General features: G+C 43.5%; 20 protein-coding genes. 7 read left to right on the forward strand and 13 right to left on the reverse strand.

Annotation, left to right across the window (positions count from 1 at the left end; all coding sequences use genetic code 11):
- Positions 1-24: 24 nt before the first annotated feature.
- Both AAA952_RS05685 and AAA952_RS05690 read right to left on the reverse strand, forming a co-directional pair.
- Positions 25-489, reverse strand: a complete 465-nt coding sequence (locus tag AAA952_RS05685) for a MarR family winged helix-turn-helix transcriptional regulator (protein WP_263181385.1) — start codon at positions 487-489, stop codon at positions 25-27.
- Entirely contained in the window at positions 490-1,743 is a 1,254-nt protein-coding gene (locus AAA952_RS05690) for a cation diffusion facilitator family transporter (RefSeq protein WP_338255204.1), read from the reverse strand. It lies immediately after the preceding gene.
- Between the two features lie 640 nt (positions 1,744-2,383).
- Here AAA952_RS05690 and eco point away from each other — a divergent pair.
- Positions 2,384-2,935: a serine protease inhibitor ecotin gene (eco, locus tag AAA952_RS05695; RefSeq protein WP_028759893.1), complete on the forward strand. Its 552-nt coding sequence runs from the start codon at positions 2,384-2,386 to the stop codon at positions 2,933-2,935.
- 86 nt (positions 2,936-3,021) lie between these two features.
- Here the strand turns inward: eco and AAA952_RS05700 are convergent, their stop codons facing one another.
- The 4 genes from AAA952_RS05700 to AAA952_RS05715 all read right to left on the reverse strand — a co-directional run bounded on the left by AAA952_RS05700 (position 3,022) and on the right by AAA952_RS05715 (position 6,658).
- Positions 3,022-3,297 carry a hypothetical protein gene (locus AAA952_RS05700; RefSeq protein ID WP_028759892.1) on the reverse strand — a complete coding sequence of 92 codons (276 nt, stop codon included), beginning with the start codon at positions 3,295-3,297 and terminating at the stop codon, positions 3,022-3,024.
- Positions 3,290-5,278 carry a RecQ family ATP-dependent DNA helicase gene (locus tag AAA952_RS05705; RefSeq protein WP_338255207.1) on the reverse strand — a complete coding sequence of 663 codons (1,989 nt, stop codon included), beginning with the start codon at positions 5,276-5,278 and terminating at the stop codon, positions 3,290-3,292. The genes AAA952_RS05700 and AAA952_RS05705 overlap by 8 nt, the downstream gene beginning before the upstream one ends.
- A 347-nt stretch (positions 5,279-5,625) precedes the next feature.
- Positions 5,626-5,964, reverse strand: coding sequence for a hypothetical protein (locus AAA952_RS05710; RefSeq protein WP_105252539.1), 339 nt, complete (start codon positions 5,962-5,964; stop codon positions 5,626-5,628).
- Positions 5,965-6,130: 166 nt separating this feature from the next.
- Entirely contained in the window at positions 6,131-6,658 is a 528-nt protein-coding gene (locus tag AAA952_RS05715; protein WP_338255210.1) for a hypothetical protein, read from the reverse strand.
- Between the two features lie 589 nt (positions 6,659-7,247).
- Here AAA952_RS05715 and AAA952_RS05720 point away from each other — a divergent pair.
- On the forward strand, positions 7,248-8,363 hold the full coding sequence (locus AAA952_RS05720; RefSeq protein WP_219250821.1) for a tyrosine-type recombinase/integrase: 1,116 nt from the start codon (positions 7,248-7,250) through the stop codon (positions 8,361-8,363).
- A 420-nt stretch (positions 8,364-8,783) separates the two neighbouring features.
- Entirely contained in the window at positions 8,784-10,841 is a 2,058-nt protein-coding gene (locus AAA952_RS05725; RefSeq protein WP_338255213.1) for a PhoX family protein, read from the forward strand.
- A gap of 147 nt (positions 10,842-10,988) precedes the next feature.
- On the opposite strand, the gene AAA952_RS05730 is transcribed toward AAA952_RS05725, so the two are convergent.
- Positions 10,989-11,753: a tRNA-uridine aminocarboxypropyltransferase gene (locus tag AAA952_RS05730; RefSeq protein WP_105253122.1), complete on the reverse strand. Its 765-nt coding sequence runs from the start codon at positions 11,751-11,753 to the stop codon at positions 10,989-10,991.
- 408 nt (positions 11,754-12,161) lie between these two features.
- On the opposite strand from AAA952_RS05730, the gene ampC reads away from it, so the two are divergent.
- Together ampC and emrD are read left to right on the forward strand one after the other, a co-directional pair.
- Entirely contained in the window at positions 12,162-13,346 is a 1,185-nt protein-coding gene (gene ampC / locus AAA952_RS05735; RefSeq protein WP_105252543.1) for a class C beta-lactamase, read from the forward strand.
- Positions 13,347-13,723: 377 nt separating this feature from the next.
- Positions 13,724-14,956: a multidrug efflux MFS transporter EmrD gene (gene emrD, locus AAA952_RS05740; protein WP_338255217.1), complete on the forward strand. Its 1,233-nt coding sequence runs from the start codon at positions 13,724-13,726 to the stop codon at positions 14,954-14,956.
- A gap of 153 nt (positions 14,957-15,109) precedes the next feature.
- On the opposite strand, the gene pssA is transcribed toward emrD, so the two are convergent.
- Together pssA and AAA952_RS05750 are read right to left on the reverse strand one after the other, a co-directional pair.
- Positions 15,110-16,423 (reverse strand): CDP-diacylglycerol--serine O-phosphatidyltransferase, encoded by a 1,314-nt coding sequence (gene pssA / locus AAA952_RS05745; RefSeq protein ID WP_028759883.1) that lies wholly within the window; start codon positions 16,421-16,423, stop codon positions 15,110-15,112.
- An 11-nt stretch (positions 16,424-16,434) separates the two neighbouring features.
- A complete protein-coding gene (locus tag AAA952_RS05750; protein ID WP_028759882.1) occupies positions 16,435-16,767 on the reverse strand; it encodes a DUF1904 domain-containing protein in 333 nt (110 codons plus the stop codon).
- Between the two features lie 429 nt (positions 16,768-17,196).
- Between AAA952_RS05750 and AAA952_RS05755 the strand changes: the two genes are divergently transcribed.
- Together AAA952_RS05755 and dacB are read left to right on the forward strand one after the other, a co-directional pair.
- The gene (locus AAA952_RS05755) at positions 17,197-17,373 is read left to right on the forward strand and encodes a hypothetical protein (RefSeq protein WP_006081710.1); all 177 of its coding nucleotides are present in this window, start codon (positions 17,197-17,199) and stop codon (positions 17,371-17,373) included.
- A gap of 59 nt (positions 17,374-17,432) precedes the next feature.
- Complete coding sequence (gene dacB, locus AAA952_RS05760; protein ID WP_338255223.1) at positions 17,433-18,926, forward strand: D-alanyl-D-alanine carboxypeptidase/D-alanyl-D-alanine endopeptidase; 1,494 nt, start codon at positions 17,433-17,435, stop codon at positions 18,924-18,926.
- A gap of 101 nt (positions 18,927-19,027) precedes the next feature.
- On the opposite strand, the gene AAA952_RS05765 is transcribed toward dacB, so the two are convergent.
- From AAA952_RS05765 to pyrF, 4 genes are all read right to left on the reverse strand, one after another.
- Entirely contained in the window at positions 19,028-20,785 is a 1,758-nt protein-coding gene (locus AAA952_RS05765; RefSeq protein ID WP_338255225.1) for an acyl-CoA dehydrogenase family protein, read from the reverse strand.
- 229 nt (positions 20,786-21,014) lie between these two features.
- Positions 21,015-21,557, reverse strand: a complete 543-nt coding sequence (locus AAA952_RS05770) for a DUF2058 domain-containing protein (RefSeq protein ID WP_338255227.1) — start codon at positions 21,555-21,557, stop codon at positions 21,015-21,017.
- A gap of 70 nt (positions 21,558-21,627) precedes the next feature.
- A complete protein-coding gene (locus AAA952_RS05775) occupies positions 21,628-22,449 on the reverse strand; it encodes an SDR family oxidoreductase (RefSeq protein ID WP_338255229.1) in 822 nt (273 codons plus the stop codon).
- A gap of 185 nt (positions 22,450-22,634) precedes the next feature.
- The gene (gene pyrF / locus AAA952_RS05780; RefSeq protein WP_113940395.1) at positions 22,635-23,330 is read right to left on the reverse strand and encodes an orotidine-5'-phosphate decarboxylase; all 696 of its coding nucleotides are present in this window, start codon (positions 23,328-23,330) and stop codon (positions 22,635-22,637) included.
- Positions 23,331-23,371 lie beyond the last annotated feature (41 nt).

Raw genomic sequence — 23,371 nt, forward strand, 5'->3', positions numbered from 1 at the left:
TTTTAGTGGATGAAATAGGGTAAATTAAAACTCGTTATTCATACGAGACAACAAATTGAGCAGTACGATTCGTTCCTCACTGCTCATTTTAGCGGTGAGATCTGTGGTGAGTTGTAGATGTAATGCATCATGTTCGAGGAACAAAGTTTGGCCCTTTTCGGTTAACTCCACCAGAATCGAACGACGATCGGTTTCATGGGGACGACGTACAACCCACTCAGCTTCTACCATTTTGTCGATTTGGACCGTTAGTGTGCCTGTTGTGACACCAATTTTATCCGCCAGTTCTTTCATCCTCATAGCGCCGTGCACGCCGAGTAACTCAATGGTGTGCACCTGCGATAGGCTAAAACCTTTGTCACGTACAATGGCGTGTTCCCAAGACGACAGCTTTTCGTAAAATTCAATAATCACATGATTTAATGCATGATCTGTTGAATGTGCGGCCGTTGAATTCAGGTTTGATGAATGATGATGTTCAACAGTCATTTAGGCTTCCTTAGCCATACACTCGCGCTGACGACAAGTATGGAGTTCAATAGTGATATGAGCCAATTCAGGAAATTGTGACAGTAACTGATTAAAATAACTGACATCTTTCGGTGAATGGGACACGATAGACACCATAATAGCATGGTGATCGGCACTCACTCGCCAAAGATGTAAATCGGCCACTTGATGATCCGGTACGGCCTCAAGAGTTTCCACGACCTTACGCTGCAATGACGCTTTAACACCACCGTCAAGTAAGATAGGACTCGTTTGCTGAATGAGTCCCCATGACCAACGGCTAATAATCACAGCACCCACTATACCCATAACCGGATCGAGCCAAGTCAGTCCCATGTATTTACCAAACAACAAGGCCGCAATGGCGAGCACTGACGTTAACGCATCGGCTAATACGTGAAAATAGGCGGCGCGTAGGTTGTGATCATGACCACCGTGTGCCTTCTGACTCTCATGCTCATGCTCATGCTCATGCTCATGCTCAGCAGCATGGTGCTCCTGTTTATGATGGCAATGGCTATGATCTTGATGACTTTCAACGTGTGCATGTGAGTCATCATGTGTATGTGAATCCACACCATGTGAATGAGCCGTATGGACGTGAACGTCATGGGAGTGTGCTTCGCAGCTGTGATGAGTATGCTCGTCTTCATGATCATCTTGATGTCCATGATCGTGACTATGACCATGAGCGTGCCCGTTATGATGCCCATGGTCGTGGGTATGGTGATCTTTGAGTAAAAATACACTCAGCACATTCACGCTCAAACCTATGACAGCCACAAATATGGCTTCGTTAAAATGGATTTGCTCAGGATTAATCAGTCGCATTCCCGATTCAATCAACATCACCAGTGCCACAAGTCCTAGCGCTATTGCGCTGGTATAACCGCCAAGCACACTCACTTTGCCAGTACCGAAAGCAAATGCAGGATCGTTAGCGTGTTTACGGGCATACGAATAGGCGAATAACGTGATCATAAAGGCCGCGGCATGGGTTCCCATGTGCCAACCGTCGGCGAGCAGTGCCATAGAACCGTAAATGGTTCCGGCAGCAATTTCAGCCACCATAGTGATCACGGTTAAATACAGTACATAGCGAGTGTTCTTCTCGCCATCGCGGTTCTGACTCGAAAACTCATGGGCGTGCTGCCACTGGGCGAGTGAGTGCCCTTGGCTGCTTCCCGTAGTAGCTTGATGCCCTGTCGCTTGCTCGGCTGTCATTGATTTCATTGTATGGCCCCTGCTCCATTTCTATCGCTATTAATGGTGAAAAACTCGTCGCTTGAATTATAGTTTGAAAATCAAAATATATGAAGATCAAATTAACTATTTATCAAGATATACTGTTTTCAAACTTTTAAACGTGTATTTGAATCCCCATAATGCATCTGCCCTCCTGCCATCAGTCGAGACACTGATATGTGAATTAAGATAGGCAGCTAGACTAGGCAAAGAATATCAGGCAAGGTTTAATGGATTAGCGCTTGATTTATGAGTAAAAACAGCTCACATAGCTGAGTTAGATTGGCTTTATTACAGCCTTATGCAGTTATAGACAGACACAGCGGTGGCTTTTCAGTGCAAGTTGAAATCCAAGTTTTAAGGTTTTTATCTAGGCTATTTCGTATATTTTTCCCATGATATGAGTCATAAAACAGCCACAGCAAAGAATTGAAATAGCTGCGAACTTAACAAAATAAGTCATTGGAAAGTGTAATTAACCCTTATTATTCAGATTGATAAAGATTATTTGAATAAAAAATCGATTTTTATTGAATAATTTAACCCTTTTTTACCTCTGCTGCGTTTATAGGGAGCAGAACACAGACAAATTTATCGACATCAATTCAGTTCGATTAGGAGAAACAAAATGAAATTGAAGACCTTATTTAGCGTTAGCACTGTTCCCCTTGCATTTGCACTATTGTCATTCAATGCCGCGGCGGTGAGCCCACCACATCCAACAGGGTTAAATGCGCCTATGATCAGTATTCAACGTTTCGATCCAAAAGATTACAGCGCACAGGAAGCCACTAAGATGTTCCCTGCTCCGGCAGCAGGTATGGTGCAGCACATTTTAAGTTTACCTAAATTAGAAAACGAAGATGACTACATGGTCGAAATCCAAATTGGTCAGACTCAAATGGTTGATTGCAATAAGCATGGATTAAACGGGGAATTGAAGGAACTGACAGTGCAAGGTTGGGGTTATAACTACTATCAAGTGGATGAAATCGCTGAAGGCCCAAGCACTATGATGGCCTGTTTCGAATTGGCGAAGAAAGAAGCTTTTGTACGTATTCCGGGTGAACTAAAAATGCGCTATGACAGTCGCTTGCCTAAGGTGTTTTATCTACCAGAAGGCGCTGAACTGCGTTTCAGAACTTGGAAAGTAGATTCAACCTATCAATATTCCAAGTAAATAGCCAAATTTAACTCTTGCGTCATCAATCAAATGCGCTTCGAGTCTTTGCTGATTGATAAAAGCAAAGACTCGAAGCGCATTAACTAGAATCGTTTGATTCTAACAACTTGCATAATTTCTATTTCAAAACCTGCCACAGTTTCTGTCTCTGGGTAATAGATGACATTGATCTTTTGTCCTTGCAGATTACGATACTTTTTGACTCGTCTAAATTTAAACGGCACGTCACAATCTTCAATCATAACAGTATGTTGTATCCACTCCGCTTTTTCCCTTTGCATATGCGAAACCACAGTCACACCTTCAGAGTGAACCAAATGTTCATGGGTGGCTAACATCTTTTTTACGGCCTTATTCATGTTCAACTCTTTTATCATCTAGTTGCGACAACAGTGACTCAACTTTCTGTTTAATTTCAGCATATCCCAATTTTTCACAGCGGCCGAAGCCACTTAACTTACGCACTTGAAAACGACTCACCAAAGGAACCGACATGCCAGCGAGGCAACGACAATAGGTATCGAGTGACAAAGTCTCAATGCCTTTAGCCGTTAAATGATGTTTCAACTCACGCAAATCAGCCAATATCTGCTGATCTGTCGGCCAAGTTGGTTCCGTCGAATAGCGCAACTTAGCAAGATTGCCGCGGCAAACACTGCAATGACCGCAGACCGCTGGCGTCTCATTATCATCAAAATAACGGGATAAATTGTGGCTTAAGCACGTCTCAAGTTCAAAAAAGCGGACTAACTGCGCGATTCGCGCAATTTCTTTCTGCTCTTTATCGATAAAATAATGGTACAGCTCATCGATGAGTTCGGGACGCGCTAATGCGGCAACATCCACCCGATACACATCAGTAATTCGTTTAGTTTCTAATTCAATGAAATGATGTTCAGCTAAATATTCCAGCGCGGCTAACACGCGGCTGCGCTCATGACCCGTCGCACTGTACAAGGCATCAAAATCTAACGCGCCCCATATTTTCTTCATCTGCGTATGATTAAAAATCTGTGTCAAAAACGCCTGCCGCTCTGGATTAAATCGGCTCAGAATAGCGTGTTTGTCGACCAAAAACTTGTAATTAACGTCAGCGTAGTAAGCGAATAACGGCTTAACCACACCTAAAATTTCTAGCTGCACAAGTAACGTTTTTAACGGTAACTGGCGAATATTACTCGCCGTCGACACGCCATTGAGCTGACATTCCCACTGACCGGAATCTTGTTCAAGTCGAATAGCCTCAATGACTTGTGTTATACCTTCTCGCTCCGGCGTATCGCCATACACAAAATTCTCAACGGTATTGAGCCCGTCAAGATTGGCCAAGGTGACACAATGGGATAACGCACCATCACGCCCTGCTCTGCCGATTTCTTGGCTGTAGTTTTCAATGGATTTAGGCAAATCGTAGTGGATCACAAAACGAATATTGCTCTTATCGATTCCCATGCCAAAAGCGATGGTTGCCACTACCACTTGCAGCTTATCCTGCATAAAATCATTTTGAATTTGTTGACGTTTTTCATCTTCAAATCCAGCATGATAGGCACTGGCGACTATACCTTGTTGGCTCAAAAGTCGTGCGACCGTTTCGGCTGTTTGCTGCAAAGTTACATACACAATGCCGGCACCTAAGAAAGATGCAATCTGCTGAACCAGTAAGGCATTCTTCTCTTGCGTTGATACAGGCAGAACAGTCAAATCTAAATTGGGTCGATAAAATCCCGTTTGCACTATGTGTTCAGGCGCAATATCAAAGCGCTTGGCCATATCCAGTTTCACTTTACGTGTTGCTGTGGCCGTCAATAACAGTACCAATGGGATCTCAAGCTCACGCCGATAGTCGGGCAATTTAAGATAATCGGGCCGAAAATTATGGCCCCACTCTGAAATACAATGCGCCTCATCGACGACCAGCATGGACAGCGGAACCGATTGAATAAATTGCCGAAAACGTTCATTTTTGAAACGTTCCACCGACACCATCAAGATTTTCAGCTTGCCAGAGCGCGCATCTGCCATCACTTGCTGACTCTGCTCGGCGCTTAAGGTTGAATCTATGCTGGCCGCATGAATTCCCTTAGATTGTAAAAACTCCAGCTGATCTTTCATCAAGGCGAGTAAAGGCGAAATAACTAAACTCAAATGGGGTAACTGCAATGCTGTAAATTGATAACAAAGGGATTTACCAGAACCCGTCGGAAAAATCGCTAAACTCGACTTCCCCGCCAACAGTTGTGTTATCGTTTGCGCTTGGCCAGGCCGAAATTCAGAAAACCCGAAATCTTGCTGCAACAAACTAATGTATGGATTGGTTTCTGGAATGGGATTGAACATCAACCGTCCTTTACACTTATCCTTACCACCCACAAAATTCGGGCATACCGCAAGAAAAAGATTCAGCATTAAGTGAGTCGACTAGTCTAGCAAATTTTGACGTACTTTACGGAGTTAATTAGCAACAACTGAGTTTTCAAGCCAACTTAACTGCTCATCAGGAGCGTAATTATAGGTGCAGATTTTATTGCAACACGATGATTAATATATAATTAATTTACTTTTTTAGTCAGCAATTAAATATGAAAATAAAACCGATTTGTAAAAATTCGATCCGATATCTCCTATGAAAAAACAAGACGTCAGATGAATCTCAGCAAAAAATACATCTCCGATAAATTGAGCATTTAAGGTTTTCTAGCAAGATATAGATTGATCAGCGACGTCAGTTTGTCCTGAAATCTTTCTTCAAAACCATCAATGTCACGCCCTATAGAAACTAAATATTTAGTTGCCTGCTCACGCGAAAGCAGCTTATTTGCAAGACTATATTGCATCTCTTCTAAGGTTTTATCATATCTTGGGATCAATACCCAAGTGCCGACATCGACGTCAAAATGTTGCATCGCTTTCTGGGCTAAAGCACAAAAAGCCTCAATATGATCTACGCCATCAGGTCCGAGACAGCCAGGTTCAATTCGGCATAAAACCGCAATTTTCCTATCGTTTGCAATACTTAAACTCATCTCTAATGCCCCGCCTTATCTAGTCGTAAATATAAGATCTTAACAGTAATTTTACGTGTCTGCACAGATAAGTCACGACTAACTTACCCTTATTAGATAATCCATTTTAGGCAATAGAACAACTGTAAAGTCATATTCTTCAAAACATAGAGCCGCGTTTTTTGTTCTATTCATCAACAATATCGTCTACAACACCCTCATCAGTATGCTGTAAAACATTAAGCGAAATATTTTCATTATGCTCTGACAATAGGGTATCAATGGCTTGGTCAAAACTGTCTAACTTTTGAGTTTCCATATAACGTTTTAACCTCAAAATAATATCCCTACTCAGCTCAATATGAGACTTTTTTTGCCGTTTTTTTATTTGAGATAATTCTTTACGAACCATACGCCAGCCAAAATCAGTAAAATACTGATTAAGCATTTTGTTTACATTAGTAAGCTCGTTGTCGATCCGCTGTGCCTTTTTGCGTAATCGGACCAATTCATTTAGTTGTGTCACCAACTTAGTATAGAAAACCGTTTGTAACTCAGCGTCACAAAACCAATCTGGTTTAGATGCCACAGCTTCAGGATTGATAAGGCGATAAATTAAGGGTAAGGCAAAAATTAATTCTGCTTCCTCAAGCAATAATAATTTTCTCCCTGCTGTTGGTTTGTCTTGTTGATATATCCAGGCTTGCGGTTCCATAAATACGTTTCTTTAGCTAAGCATGCGTCTAATGCAGATGAAATAAATCGGTCCTTATGCTAGTACAAATCGATAAGTATTAATATATGGTTCAACCATTTTTTGTGTGTGATATCGATTCCTTGTGCTTCCTTTTACTTTAGGAAGAATAACTCAACTCGTATCAGGTCAAATACCTAGTAAGCTGTTGTACTTATTAGCTTAAATTTCATCCAATAGACAAGCCTAGTTTAGCGGCATTCCATTCAACAAAGTCAATAAAATGGTTAAACCATTCTTTAAAGTTGTGATTCTTTGGCTAACCAAGTACGAAACCACCGCATATAGAAAGTACAAATTTCATACTATTTTTGCTTTTAATTCTATATCCGCATACTTAATCGCCATTGTTCAAACGGCTTTATCTTGGCTATTTTTTAAACTAAAAAAACCAACTAAATGCTATTTAATGCGCCCTATTCCGATAACAGAAGTTTATTTGAACAAATAAGCACTCTACCAGTGATAATGACGATTATCACTGGTAGATGTAGGCGTAATTTGCGTATAATTACGCCTTCTTAATTCGATATCAGGTGACTTCAACGGCATGTCTAAAATGATCCGGACAAATAGTAATGCTCAAAATAACACCAATGTATCGAATGAAAGAGTGACTAGATCAGATCATCACAATAATAACCGTGCTGAACAGCCACGTTTTTTTGAAGAGACTTTCCTGCCACAATCTGTTCGAAGTGATTATTTAAGTGCTGCCGAAGAAACTGAATATGAAATTTCAGCCAACACCCGCCGTGTTTATAATACGAGCTTTAGTCTATTTAGCCGTTATTGTGCCGAACACCAACTGCAGGCTCTGCCCGCAGATCCCCGTAGCGTGATTTCATTTATTGGTTATCAGAAAGAATTGATCCAAGAGAGTACTGGAGTACAACTTTCTAAACAGACATTAACGACTCGACTCGCGGCGATTCGCTACCACCATATTCAAGCGGGATTCCACTCACCTACCGAGCACCCTCTGGTGATCAGAGTGATGCGCGGTTTAAGTAGAAATCAATCTCGCCATGTGAGTGATTATGATCAACAACCGATTATGTATGATGAAGTGGAAATGCTCATTCAAGCTATCGATGAACAAGTGCAGCCATTAACCCGAGCAAGAGACAAAGCCATTATTCAGTTAGGATTACAAGGTGGGTTTCGCCGTTCTGAACTTGCAGATATAAAAGTTCAATATGTCAGTTTTTTACGCAATAAGCTAAAAGTTCGCCTACCTTATTCGAAGAGTAATCAGCAAGGCCAACGGGAATGGAAAGACCTGCCGGATCATGAACCTTTTGCAGCACTCAACGCGGTAAAAAATTGGTTATCACTAGCCAATATAGAGGATGGACATTTATTTAGATCGCTTTCCCGTGATGGGAAATATTTACGCCCTTATCAAATAGTAGAACATCACTCTGAAGCTAATTCAAGTTTACATAAAAATAGTGGTTTTCTCACGGGAGATGATATTTATCGCATCATTAAAAAATATTGCACAAAAGCGGGCCTACCTGCAAAGTTTTATGGTGCCCACAGTTTGCGTAGTGGTTGTGTCACTCAACTCCATGAAAATGATAAAGATCATTTATACATTATGGCCAGAACTGGCCATACCGATCCGCGCTCACTTCGCCATTATTTAAAACCAAGAGACTAAAACACAAAAGACTAAACTAGATCATGACTCGATAAGAATCAGTTAGTCTTTTACCTAAAATAAAATAGCAATTTTAACGTTAAATATAAATCTATCATGTTTATGAAAAAAAATGATATTCAGTAATTATATTAAAATTATTTCCAATTTTTAATTTGAAAAATAATTAAAGCAATAACTTCACATTATATATTTTTATCTGTGACACAAGATTTGACATCATAGCAGAATAAAAATCCTAATCGAGGTACTTTGACCTCAGCAGCTTAGACCATAGCAAACAGCTGGTTAACATTTTTATAGCATATCGGGTTTATTGCTCACTGCAGTATTATTGTAATATAAAATCATCTTTATTGTCATATTGATACTTTAGCCTTAGTCACGAAATTTAATCCATCGTACTAGCCGGAGTAATATATGAGTAAGGCCACCTTTGATCCTACACTTTATAATAAAAGTAATAACGAGCCATTTAACCAAGTGTTGGATAAACATTTATCTCGCCGTAACTTCGTAAAAAGTGGTTTAGGCCTCAGTGCTATGACAGCTTTTGCCAGTGTAGGCTTAACTGCTTGCGGATCAGATGACACACCCGTTACAAAACCTGTTGATCCAGTGACACCTTTGCCACCGACAAAAAGTACCGCCAAGCTAAACTTTACGTCAGTTGCGGGTTCTCGTTTAGATGCCGTCGTTGTACCAGAAGGCTATACAGCGCAGGTACTTGCACCATGGGGCACGCCATTAAATGCAAAAGCAGCACCATGGAAAAGCGATGGTAGTAACACTGCCGATGACCAAGCGAACTCAGTCGGTATGCACCACGATGGCATGCATTTCTTTCCATTAAATGATACGGGTAATGACGGTTTACTTTGCATTAACCATGAATATATTGATGAAGTTGCATTACATCCTGCAGGACAAACTTTTGATCCTACTTCAGGTTTGCGCACGATTATCGATGAGGTACGTAAAGAAATCAACGCCCATGGCGTATCTGTTGTACGTATAAAACTGGTTAGTAATCAATGGGAAGTGGTTAGTAATGATAACCATAACCGCCGATTCACCGGTGCGACTGTAATGGATATTAGCGGTCCTCTCGCCTACTCTTCTCTACTCGAAACCCGCTACTCTCCCGACGGTAGTCAGGCTCGCGGTACATTAAATAACTGCGGCAATGGTTACACGCCTTGGGGCACTTATTTGACCTGTGAAGAAAACTGGCCAGGCTACTTCGCTAACCGTGGTACGTTAACTGCCGAGCAAAATCGCATTGGGATCAGCAAAACCAGCACACGTTATGGCTGGGATGATCTTGCAGGTCATGATGAAGAACGTCTCGATGAATTCGCGCGTTTTGATGTCACGCCAAAAGGTGCAAGTGCTCAAGATGACTATCGTAATGAAGCGAATGGTCACGGTTATATTGTTGAAATTGACCCTTTCAATCCAACATCGCGCGCAGTAAAACGTACCGCGCTTGGTCGTTTCCGCCATGAAGGCTGTACCTTTGGCAAATTAACTGAAGGTAAGCCAGTAGTGTTCTATTCTGGCCACGATTCACAATTCGAATACCTCTATAAATTTGTCTCGGCCGCGGCATGGGATGCAAAAGATGCTGACAGCAGTAATCGCATACAAACTGGCGATAAGTATATGAATGAAGGTACTTTATATGCAGCTAAGTTTAATGCAAATGGTGGTGGTGTTTGGTTGCCTTTAACCTTAGATAGCCAGACTACGGACGGAAAAACCCTAGGCAATACTTTCGCTAGCTTAGCCGAGATTATTTTGAACACCGCAGGTGCAGCGGATCTTGTTGGTGCAACACCTATGGATCGCCCTGAATGGTGTGCTGTCGATCCTTTCACAGGTTCAATTTATTTGACCTTGACCAACAACTCAAAACGAACTGAAACCAATCCAGCGAACCCAAGATTGAAAAACCACTTTGGCCATATTATTCGTTGGGATGAAAGTGGCAAAGATACTGAATTTACATGGGATATCTTCGTATTCGGATCACCAAGTGATGGTAACGCAGAGACAAACTTATCAGGCTTAACGGATCTTAACCAATTTGCCAGCCCAGACGGTTTGGCCTTCGATCAACGCGGTATTTTGTGGGTTCAAACCGACAATGGAGCCAAGGAGGTCGCAGAAGAAACCAACGATCAGATGCTAGCAATAGTACCTTCAACGCTTGTTGATGGCCAAGAGAAACAGCTCGGCGTAACGGCTGATAACCAAATGGAATTAAAGCGTTTCTTCGTTGGACCAAACGACTGTGAGGTTACGGGTTTTGCTATTAGCCCTGATTACACTTCTGTTTTTGCTAACATTCAGCATCCCGGTAATTGGCCTTATTCGTCCAATGCCGCTGAAAAAACGCCTGCGGGCACGACATTACGCCCTCGCGCCGCTACGGTCGTTATCCGTAAGTTAGATGGTAAAGAAGTCGCGGTATAAACAATTATGCTTGTGCGGGGTATCTTCTTAAATATGAAGTTCCTATAAGTTAATTGCTACACATATAAAATCCCCTCACTGTAGGGGATTTGTTATTTAAGAAGATAGTTAACTAGCCTTTTCAAAATAGATTAAATCCAACATCTATTAACTCTTACTGCGACTTGCTTGTTCAAAGGCCAGTTCAAAGGCATCAGTAAAATCTGTAATTGGCAGAAGGTCCTCACGGCAACGGCGATTGCGGCCAAGTAAGGAAGATTCAACAAACAAATCAAACCAAGTACTTAAGGCTTTGCCATTAGCCGCTTCGCCAATCGCTCCTAAAGCCAATGATGCCACCTCGGCGGTACCAAGTTGAAAATCATGACTACCTTTACGCAATGCATAGGTCGCAAACGTGTCGGGATCGAAGGAAAGCAACGGCAGTGAGTGTAAGTAAGGGCTCTTACGGAACATTTTAATCGCTTCACGCCAACTGCCATCAAGCAGAACAAGCAGCGGCCGTTTACCTTCGGCCAATGTCGACATTGGCACTTGGTTTAGTACGGTTTGCCCTTGCTCTGCATACTGGGCAGGAAACACTAAATAGGGTTGATATTGCGGCGAATTCAGCAAAGCAAGCAACTCAGCTTCAGGTTCTGTACGTGACCAAATATAGGCGTGGGTATCAGGAATAAGATCCGCTATGAGTCGTCCGCTATTAGTCGGCTTTAACACCTCATCGTTATACATAATCAGCAGGAAACTGGCGTGAGTATCTAACTGACGGCGTAGCGCACAGGTACAGAACTGCTCACCTAAGAGGCATAATGGACAGCGGATCAGTTTTTTACCGCGGGCACCAAAGGGTTTAGTCGAAATAGACTTACGGTACTGATATAAATGGTGCACTGCATGGGGGGCTAAAGCCATAAAAACCAATTCTCTATCAAACTTATTAAGGATCGCGACCACATCATTTAGCACTTTTTTATCGCGGTGGCGCAGTTTATCCCTTGGCCATCAATGGTGCAATCGCGTAATACATTATCGTGATAAAAGGCCGGTGTCAGTGGTTGATGGTTTCATATGCAGCCTAACGCCAGTGAGATAATTTAAGAGCACAGAGCAATTATCTCTTAAAACAACTGTAATGTATTAATCTGTGTTACCACTTAGTATGCAATAGCGTGCAACACTAAACCGACTAAATTAACGTTTAACTTACTTATTGGGGGAGTATTTAAGCTAAATATCAGTAATGACTTAACTTCGTGTGGAATTGCCCTAATATCATGCGAAAATCTACTCTACAAATACAGTCTCAATGAAAGGTCAATTATGCACCCAAAAGCCCCGATCGCTTCTATACCGTTATTAAGCGGCGTACTGCTCTCTGCTACGCTATTTTCTAATGTCACTACGGCCCAAACGCTTAATACCAAAGACATCCAGTCAATTGTAGATTCCGCAGTTAAACCACTGATGGCCGAGTATGCTATTCCCGGTGCAGTAATTGGCATCACCATAGAAGGTAAACAGTATTTTTACCAATATGGCGTCAGTTCTAAAACCTCTGGGCAAAGTGTGACTGAAGATACCCTGTTCGAGATTGGCTCTATCAGTAAAACCTTTACCGCAACACTGGCTAACTATGCACAGGGCGAAGGTAAATTAACACTCACGGATATGGCCAGTGATTATGTTCCAGCATTAAAAGGCAGCCATTTTGATAAGATTAGTCTCATCAATTTAGCCACCCACACAGCGGGTGATTTGCCGATGCAAGTTCCTGATAAGGTCACTAATAACGCAGAGTTAATGGATTACCTTAAGCATTGGCAACCATCATTTGCCGCGGGGACCCATAGGAATTACGCCAATCCGAGTATTGGGCTGCTTGGCATGATTGCCGCGCAGAGTTTAGGGCAAACGTTTCCACAAGTACTTGAGCAAACACTATTTCCACAATTGGGTATGACAAACAGCTATCTCAAGGTTCCTAGCAACAAAATGGTCGATTATGCCCAAGGCTATGATAAGCAAGACATGCCAGTGCGAGTCAATCCCGGTGTATTAGCCGATGAAGCCTATGGCGTTAAAACCTCTGCCAAGGATTTACTGCAATTTGTTGAGGCCAATATGCAAATGCACCCGCTTGCCAAACCACTGCAAACGGCACTCGATGAGACCCACACGGGATACTTTGATGTGGGCATGATGACCCAAGATATGATTTGGGAGCATTACTCATATCCTATTGATCTTGATAAAATACTTATGGGCCATACTCAGGAAGTCGTGTTTGGCAGTACACCCGTTAAACCCATAGTGCCGCCCCTCGCGCCGCAGCAAAATGTGTGGATCAATAAAACAGGTTCTACTGGCGGTTTTGCCGCTTATGCAGCATTTATTCCCGCGCAAAAGCTTGGCATAGTATTGTTAAGCAATAAAAATTATCCCGTACCGCCTCGGGTGACTGTGGGGTATCAGATTTTAACTGGGATCGAAAAGTTGCAAAAATAACCATGCACTAGGATAGAGGAGATAAGTATATTGGTGCTATCTCCTTTTTCTTAACAATATTCTTGTCGCTACTGATTTATGGCTGACACCTTGCTGCTAACTCACAGTTTCCTTGCAATCTCTCTTTTCTCATGGCGGCTTGTAAGAAAAGATGCACCACAGAGTTAATCCTTGCGTTAATTCATTTGCAACTCATCGACCTAGTTAACAGACAAATAACCTATCGTAAGTTTAGCTTTACAGCTTAAAATCAGGATAAAAACTTATGTATCACATTAAAAATTATTTCGTTAAATCAATATGATTGACACTTGAAGTTACGATTTTAGGGAGTAAGATGCGCACAAATACCTTAAGTGACCTTTTTCGGGAATATCATGTCAGGCACGCCACATTCTCCTATTCATCACGATGTCGCTCCAGCGGCGAGTCAGTCTAGCCTACTGTTAATGATTGTCTTTATGGTCGCCAGTGGCCAAATGGCGCAGACGATTTTTGTACCTGCCCTTCCACAAATCGCACTCGGGCTCCATGTGGACGCCAGCCAACTACAAGCCGTGATGGCCTGTTACTTACTCTCCTACGGGATGTTTCAATTTGTGTATGGCCCAGTGTCAGATCGCGTTGGCCGTAAAATGCCACTCATCGTGGGTATCGCAATTTTCGTTCTAGGCGCTGTGTTCGCGGCGAAGGCCACAAGTTTTAACCAACTGATAATGGCGAGCCTTATCCAAGGATTAGGCACAGCCAGCGCAGGCGCATTATGCCGGAGCATTCCCCGCGATCATTACTTTGGCGACCGACTGGTAAAATTTAATAGCTATGTCTCTATGGCTGTGGTGTTTTTACCTTTGCTTGCACCATTTATCGGCAGCGCCAGTGCAGCCTATTTCGGCTGGCAAGCCGTATACTGGGTATTAGCGGTATTCGGTGTCATGGTCTGGCTGTTGTTAATATTCCTCTTTAAAGAGTCTTTACCTAAGGCGCAACGGGAACATCAAGCCGTTTTCAAATCCTATAAGCATGTCCTACGCCATAGAGCGTTTCGCGCTTATTTATTTTCATTGATCGCAACCTTTGCCGGTATTGCCGCTTTTGAAGCCATTGCTGGCGTACTCTATGGCCAATATCTCGGACTGACACCTTTTATGGTCAGTTGTTATTTTGTTGCGCCAATTCCTGGCTACTTACTGGGGGCACTCATCGCTGGCCGACAAAATAAGCCACAAAGGGTTGTTTACCAAGGTGTTGCGTTACTCGGTGCTGGCGCATTATTTATGTTGATCCCAGGTCTTTTTAATTTAGTGGTTGGCTGGAGTTTACTTATTGGATCGATTTTATTCTTCAGTGGCGCAGGCATGCTGTTCCCTACCCTAACATCTGCTGCGTTAGAACCATTTCCACGTCAGGCGGGGATTGCGGGCGCATTACTGGGGGGATTACAAAATTTTGGTGCCGGACTTGCCGCATTAACTATGTCTTTAGTGCCTATGGGCGGCCAGTTAAGCATAGGTATATTGAGTGCTGTAATGGTAGTTTTAGTGATTCTGTCTCTGTATTACGCCAAAGATCAAAATGATGCTCACCAGAATTTAATGCCACAGATTTAATGCATATGATTTGAAGCGACAATTCTTGGTTTAAGCTAAATCTATTACCGTCAGTCAATAAAAAGCCCACATTGTTGTGGGCTTTTTAAATCGATAACACACTGTAATAAATAAAAAATACCGATTAATTTATAGCTTCGATAGCTTTAATCGTTACAGAATGCGACGCAGTAAAAAATCAGCTTTAAGGCGACGAATTCTAGTCATGATCTTCTTCACTGGCGCAGGATAGCTCTGTAAAGTATCCACTTGGCTGTAGTGATATAACCGCTGTGTGTGTTCCAGAATATGTGCCTGCTCGGCTTCAAACTGAGCTTTCCAGCAGCCAATTTCATCTTGGATCAACAAACCATTCTCAAGATCCAGCGCCCAAGCTCTTGGATTCAGATTAGAGCCTGTGATCAAATGCTTATTACCGTCAGCACTGATGCCCTTGAGGTGATAACTGTTGATGCCGTGTTTCCACAGATGGATATTCAACTGACCATTATCAATCGCCCACTGTTGGCGTTTAGCGAACTTACGCAATGATTGCTCATACATATAGGGTAAGGCACCTATGGTCGAGAAATCCTGCTCAGGCGGAATATAAAAATCGTTAGCCGTCTTGTCGCCCACAACGATATCGATGCGTTTGCCATTGCGTAAATGCTTCGCTAAAGCGCGCACTAAAATGTACGGCGGATTGAAATAGGGTGTGCAAATAAACAGCGAGTCTTTTGACTCTTCCACCAAGGCGACAACCACTTTATTGAGCAAGTTTTTCTTACGTCCTAGCCCAAGTAACGGCGTGATGCGATTGCCATCACGGGTCTCCTTAAACTGATACTCAGCATCAGACAGTCTCAGCTTAAAGCTACGCATATCCGTCTTTGGTGGTAGCACTTCTTGCTCGGCATCTTGCGTTAATGAACACACAGCTGGATCAGAAATGATATTTTTCTGGATCATCGCGCGCATACTACGCGCTAATTCGGCAGACTCAATCAAGTGATAACGATCGAAACGGTACTTATCGTGTTGTTGCAAATAGATATTATTGAGACTGGCACCGCTATAAATCACGGCATCATCGATAATAAATCCCTTAAGGTGCAACACACCCATAAATTCACGGGATTTGACGGGTACACCTAAGATATCGATGGGATGTTCGGCTTCAGCCATAACTCTACGGTACATCAAATAGTTACCGCTATCACCTTTATGGCCAATCAAGCCACGTCTCGCACGGTGAAAATCGACTAACACTTTGATATCAAGCGTTGGATTTGCTGCTTTGGCATCCATGAGGGCTTGTAATATCTCACGACCCGCTTCGTCATCTTCTAAATACAGCGCCGCAATATAAATACTGTGCTTGGCGCTCGCAATACGAGCGAGTAATTCTGCCTTGAAACGGCATGGCGTGAGCAACCACGTTAAAGCCTCGGGTTGAACGGCTATTCCACCAAGCTTATCTAGCAAGGCATCCTCCTTTAAACATGCTGACCACCCCGATAGGAAGCACTGGGGTTCAGTGATAAAAACATCACAGCAATATGTGTTAACTCTGGATAGGCCTCTGTCACTGCCAACCTGATCGTTTGTTCTACTTTAAGATGTATATCAGGGTCCTTAGGGAACCAGAGTAACTCAACTTGGACAAAGCGTTGATCAATTTTTCCATTTCGAAAACTGATGCTTGGGATCCAATCTAATGTAAAACTCTCTGCATTACCTTTACATATATCCGCCAATGACTGCAGTAATGTTTGGCTGAACGCTGCAACGACCGCTTGTGGTAAGCCGCGCATACTAATATGTGGCATGGTTTAGTTGTTACCTAAGAACCTAAAATCGTAAGGGGTAGAAATTACCGACTTCACCTCGTCTCGGCAAGACTTTTCTCCCAAAAGTCTTGTTAAACCTAACGGTTTTGCTGGTAATTTGACCTCACGCGATTTTATTCCACTTCAGTGCACCGATTTACCTAAAAATCTTCTTCATTTATCCTTGCTTGAAATCGCATTTTACGGCGAGTATTCTCGGCATTATTTGCCCGTCCACACAATATGTTGCCCCTAAATAGGGTGATTCTTAACGCTACAAATCAGTCCAAATTTCACTAAACTGCACCCAAAATGTCTGCCAAATCACAAAATAATCTTCAAACCCATTTCATTCACCCCGAATCCAGTGATTTAGCGTAAACTAAACCGCCTATTTGCGATTAGACCACACGATACAAGATTAAGACTATGAACAAAAAAATTCTGCTGACGTTAGCACTGACATTGCTGTTTGCTTGGGGTATTTTCCATTTTAAAACCCAGTTAGGGTTACTCATCCTGCCGTTGTTTATTGGGCTGGTATTGTTTGTTACCCTACGTTTATATCGCTTGATGGAAAAGGATGACGGCAGCAGTGAGGATTAACCGCACACAATACCAACCTAATCTTAATGATGTTTTGATAAAAATGGCCAATAGCTAACATGGAAACGTTACTGAAAACCACTCTATATGCCGGCCTGCTCCTAGCCGCAAGTCATAATATGGCCTATGCAGAGCAACATGATTCTAGGCCGATAAGTGCTCAAACCACTTCGCTTAGCCAAGCAATCAGCAAGATCAGCCCTCGACATTCACAAATCGCCTTACTGGCAATGGATATGTCGAACAATCAAGTGATCTATAGCCAACAAGCTGAGACCTTGTTTATTCCAGCCAGTACCCAAAAGCTGCTCACGGCAGTCAGTGCTGTGGCTCAGCTTGGGCCTGATTTTCGTTATGTCACACAATTATGGACAGATGCACCGATACGCAAGGGCCATATCGCAGGCAGTGCTTATCTGCGTTTTAGTGGCGATCCCACGCTAACTCAAGCCGATCTCAAGGCCATTTTTGCCAATCTCGTAAAACAAGGCATTAATCGCATTGATGGACATCTGTATTTGCTCGGCGATAAACAAGAGCAAATGCAAGCTCCGGGTTGGGTTTGGGATGATTTGGGCATTTGTTTTGCCGCGCCAGTGTCGAGTTATATTATCAATCAGAACTGCGTCTATGGTCAGTTTAGCCCAAGCTCTACCAGCAAACCTTCACAGGTAAGTCTGCGCGCGGGGAGTTATGGAGTTAAAATCAGCAGCGATGCGGTGTTTGATCAAAAGGCGAGCCGCGAATTTTGCCAACTTGATATGGTCAGATTAGGTCAAAATAACTACCATTTACGCGGCTGTTACCCTGGCGGTGAGGCGATACCACTGGCGATTGCGGTCAGCGATCCGTTCAAATTTGCCCAAGATAACCTCACCTCTCTACTTAAAGGCGAGATGTCTCTTGCGGGTAAAGTACAACTCGGCATTAGCTTACCCCAAAAGGCAAAACTAATTGCCAGCCATAGCTCGGCGCCCTTACCTGAGCTGCTCGAGACTATGCTGCTCAAGTCAGATAATTTGATTGCCGATAGCCTTTTTAAGCAACTTGGTAAAAGTTATTTTAAGACCCAAGGCAGCTTTACCAATGGTACCGCTGCCATGCAGCGAATTTTAACGAATTTAGGCATAGATTTGAGTAACGCCAATATTGTGGATGGTTCAGGATTGTCACGCTATAACTTGCTCAATGCCAAGCAGTTAGCCGCGGTGTTGGCGCTAATCCACCAAGATAGCCGCTTTAGTCCGTTAATCACTAGTCTGCCACAGGCAGGGATCAGCGGCACCTTAAGATATCGTATGGGCTACAACAAGCCGCCGCTTAAACAGCAAATTTTTGCTAAAACAGGCTCGATGCAAGGCGTGTCTAACTTAGCGGGCTTTATCCGTTTGCCCCAGCATAACGATACCTTGTTTGTAATCCTTGAGAATGGCATGAGTCCTGAATTGAAAAATCAACATAAACCCTCATTCAATGCCGAGTTTCTTAAACAATTGATTTCAGTGCTGCAACCGTCATCAACCACTGCGACTGTGAATACTGCGGCTCACTAGAGTCATTAATTAACTGCTACAGAGTAAAAAACTTGCACAAAAAAGCACTGAGTCATCAGTGCTTTTTCAGTTTTTATCTAAACGAATATACCGAAGCCTTGTTAAAACAACTCCGCAGGCATCGCCATAGTCGTCGCATCACCCGCTCTGACTTGAGCGATATGGTAATCCGCTTTTGGCAATAACTTATCAAAATAGAACTTAGCCAAATAGACTTTCTGCTCGGCGAAAGCTTTATCTTCATGATCCGCGACCTTATCGACCATAGCCAACCAGTAGAAACCATAAAGGGTGTAACCAAAGGCATCTAAAAAGTCGACCGCGCACGCATTAATAAGTGCAGGCTGAGCCACTTTGCGATCATTAACTGACTCGGCAACGATGACCAAGGCATCTAAACGTGCACATACTGCCGCCACTTTCACCGCATCAACATGGGTGAATGTCCGCATTTGTGCCTTCAAGTCTGCCACAAATTCGTTTAATGCGGCTAAGTTATCGCCGGTGACTTTACGACCGAGGAAATCAATGGCTTGAATGCCATTGGTGCCTTCATAAATCTGAGCGATACGGGTATCACGGACTAATTGCTCAATACCTGTTTCACGAATATAACCATGTCCACCAAAGACTTGTTGCGCCATGATAGTCGCATCTAGACCCCGATCGGTTAAAAATGCTTTCGCCACTGGCGTTAATAAACCCACATAACGCGCCGCTTTGGCCTTAACCTCATCTTGGGCATATTTTGCTAAATCCAGCTGTTGTCCTGTAAACACAGACAAAGCACGGCCCGCTTCTGTCATCGCACGAATAGTCAACAACATACGGCGCACATCGCCGTGGACAATAATGGGATCAGAATCACTGCCCGTCGGTGAGCCGCCAGCGGCGATGCCTTGATTACGCTCTTTAGCGTAATCGGCCGCCATCTGGTACGCCGCCTGCGCACTGCCAAGTCCTTGAATACCAATCGCTAAACGCTCATAGTTCATCATAGTGAACATGCATACGAGGCCGCGATTAGGCTCGCCAATCAAGAAACCTTGGGCATTATCAAAATTCATCACACAGGTCGCAGAACCTTTAAGGCCCATCTTTTGCTCGATAGACCCCACTGATACACCATTGGCATTGGCTAAGCTGCCATCGGTATTTACCGATATTTTAGGTACCAGAAAGAGTGAAATCCCTTTACTATCCGGCAGCTTAGCAAGCACTAAGTGGATGACGTTTTCAGTTAAATCATGATCGCCACCCGTGATAAAAATCTTGCTGCCCGTGATGGCATAACTACCATCATCCTGCGGTAAAGCTCGAGTGCGAATATTACGCAGATCAGAACCCGCTTGCGGCTCCGTCATATCCATAGCACCCGCCCATTCGCCGGAATATAACTTAGGCAAATAAGCTTGTTTCAATTCTTCGCTGCCGTGGGCATTGATACATAAAGCCGCTCCCGCGGTTAACGAGCCATAAAGCGTAAACGCATTACAAGCACTGTAAGCCATTTCGTCGACTAAGATCCCCAGCATCTTCGGCATCCCCATGCCACCAAATTCAGGATCGCCACACAAACCAATCCAACCGCCCTGAGAATACTGCTCATAAACGGCTTTGTAGCCATCAGGGGTAATCACTTGATTGTCTTGATGCAACACGCCCTGCTCATCGCCCGTCCGGTTCAGCGGATGGATCAACTCACAACTTATCTTGGCTGCTTCTTCCAAAATGGCATTAGCCGTGTCGATATCGACCATTTCTGCAATCTCAGGCAATTGTGCCCAAGTGTTTGGAGCATCAAATACCTGTTCCAGTAGGAAACGCATATCCGTTAACGGGGCTTGGTAAGGATTCATTGGTAGACTCTTAAACGTAGGATTAAAACAGTTGTTTTAATTTATACCAGTTCACTGTAGAAAACAATCTCATTACAAATACAGCTGTGAATAATATAAAAGTATGCGAGTGTGCGAGCTAAATATAAATTTAACGCATAAAAAAGCCCTTAAGCCTGAACTTAAGGGTCTCTATTTTATAAGCTTTACCACAGGATTGTCGCAGCGTTAGCTCACAAGCTTGTGGCAATTACCACATTAAATCATCAGGAATTGCGTAATCTGCATAGGGATCATCTTCAACAACCACAGCTTTAGATTCATCCTGTTGCCACAGATAACCACACCACTGCGGCACCAGCAGTTTCACTCGCTCGGCTAACTTATGTGGTACTAAGTAACTCTTATCTTCGTAACGTACGATGCCTAACTGCCCTTTAAGCAATTCTACCTGCAGTTTTTCATCTATGTATAAAGAATAGATTTTATTATCAAGAGTATAGTTAAATTTCACTTCAGCATAAGCTGGGATCTTAATCGCAGACTTAGTGAACTCAGTGATTAAACCGCGCACCTGCCCACGCTCTGATGCCTCTGCAAAACGTTGCTCATTTAGCGCTTTATCTTTTTGCGCCTGCAACCGTTTTTGCTCTGCCACTTCTTGCTTAAAAGCACTTGAGCCATCATCAACTCGAGATTTTTTATCTCGGCGTTTTTGAGTCTTAACGTCGCGAACCTTTTGTTTACTGGCAAGCCCTGCTTTGAGTAGCTGCTCTTGTAATGCATTAGCCATGGATCATTACCTACTTAATTTCTATAAAATCAAAGTTCTCTATTTTGAATATCAATAATCTAAAACCAAACTACATTTTTGCGGCCAGTTCGCCAAGCTCTGTCATCGCTATACTGGCGCCACCAAGTGACCAACCGCCATCAACCGGCAGCACAACTCCCGTAATATAGGAAGCTAATTCAGAGCCTAAGAATAGTGCGGCATTGGCGATATCCTGACCTACGCCGTTGCGTTTTAGCGGAACGGATTGGGCAACCTTTTGCTGTAATGCGGCGCTGGGGGCAAGGCGATTAAAACCTTCAGTATTGGCGATGGGGCCAGGCATAATCGAATTAATTCTCAGCCCTTCACAGCCCCACTCTAACGCTAAGGTTCGCGTCAGCATATCCACACCCGCTTTAGCCGCACACACATGAACTTGCATTGGCATAGCGATCGAAGCCTGCGGCGCCGAAATCTGGATAATATTGCCATTGGGGCGACGCAGCAAAGGATAAGCCTGCTTTAGCACTTGAAAACTGCCGAGCAAATCAATGTCCATCACCGACTTAAAACCATTGGCCGAAAGCTTTGCGGCGCTGGCAGGGAAATTCCCCGCCGCGCCGCTTACCAGCACATCGATAAAACCAAACTCAGAAGCGATTTTATCAAAACCGACTTCAAGGGCGCTAAGATCGCGCACATCAAAACTCACCCCCAAATGAATACCGTCAGGATTGGCCTGTTGCAACTGCAATACCGCGGCATCGATTTTATCTTGACTGCGGCTCGCAACGGCCACATTTGCGCCAGCCTGTGCGAACGCAATGGCAATCGCGAGATTTATCCCACTGGTTCCTCCGACAACGACAACATTCTTACCTTGATAGTTAAACATCGTAGCATTAAACATGGGCGTTCTCCGTGAACAGTGAGATAAGCACTCAGGATGTGATTCATTATTCTATGTTGTCATTTAAGATACTATTTCAATTTTTATCCATCATCTCAAGGATACCAACGAGCGATTTCAAGCTTTTTTATTTAAACAACGATCAAACGACTTTCAAACCGCGCTTTAGACGGCTAGTGTGGCGTCTATGCCAATGATTGGTGAATCGCTTGCAATGCCGCTAACGGATCGGCAGCTTTGGTAATTGGGCGACCAATCACTAAGTAATCAGAACCCGCTGCTATCGCTTGAGGTGGCGTCATCACCCGATGTTGATCGCCAGCATCACTGCCAACTGGGCGGATCCCCGGAGTCACGAGCTTGAAATCATGACCTAACAGTGATTTCAAGGCTGTCGCTTCTTGGGCGGAACACACCACGCCATCGAGTCCCGCTTGCTGCGTGAGCTTCGCCAAACGTTGCACATGCTCAAACGCAGGAACATTGATGCCGAGTAATTTAAGATCGTCATCACTCATCGAGGTTAATACCGTGACCGCGATCAGCATAGGCGCTTTATCGCCGTATGGCAGTAAGGCTTTTTTAGCCGCTTCCATCATGGCTAAGCCACCACTGGCATGTACGTTCGTCATCCATACGCCCAGCTCTGCGGCTGCGGCCACGGCTTTGGCGACAGTATTGGGAATATCGTGAAATTTCAAATCAAGGAATAAATCAAAACCACGATCATGGATATCTTTCACCAGTTGCGGGCCAAACAAGGTAAACATTTCTTTGCCGACTTTAAGGCGGCACATGTTGGGATCGAGTTTTTCTATCAGTTGTAAAGCATGGTTTTTATTATCGTAATCAAGCGCTACGAGGATAGGTTTAGTCGTCATCATCTCTCCAACGGGGTTACACAAACTGTGTATTCTTCTAA

It is taken from the genome of Shewanella sp. M-Br (assembly GCF_036245925.1).
GTDB lineage: Bacteria > Pseudomonadota > Gammaproteobacteria > Enterobacterales > Shewanellaceae > Shewanella > Shewanella oncorhynchi.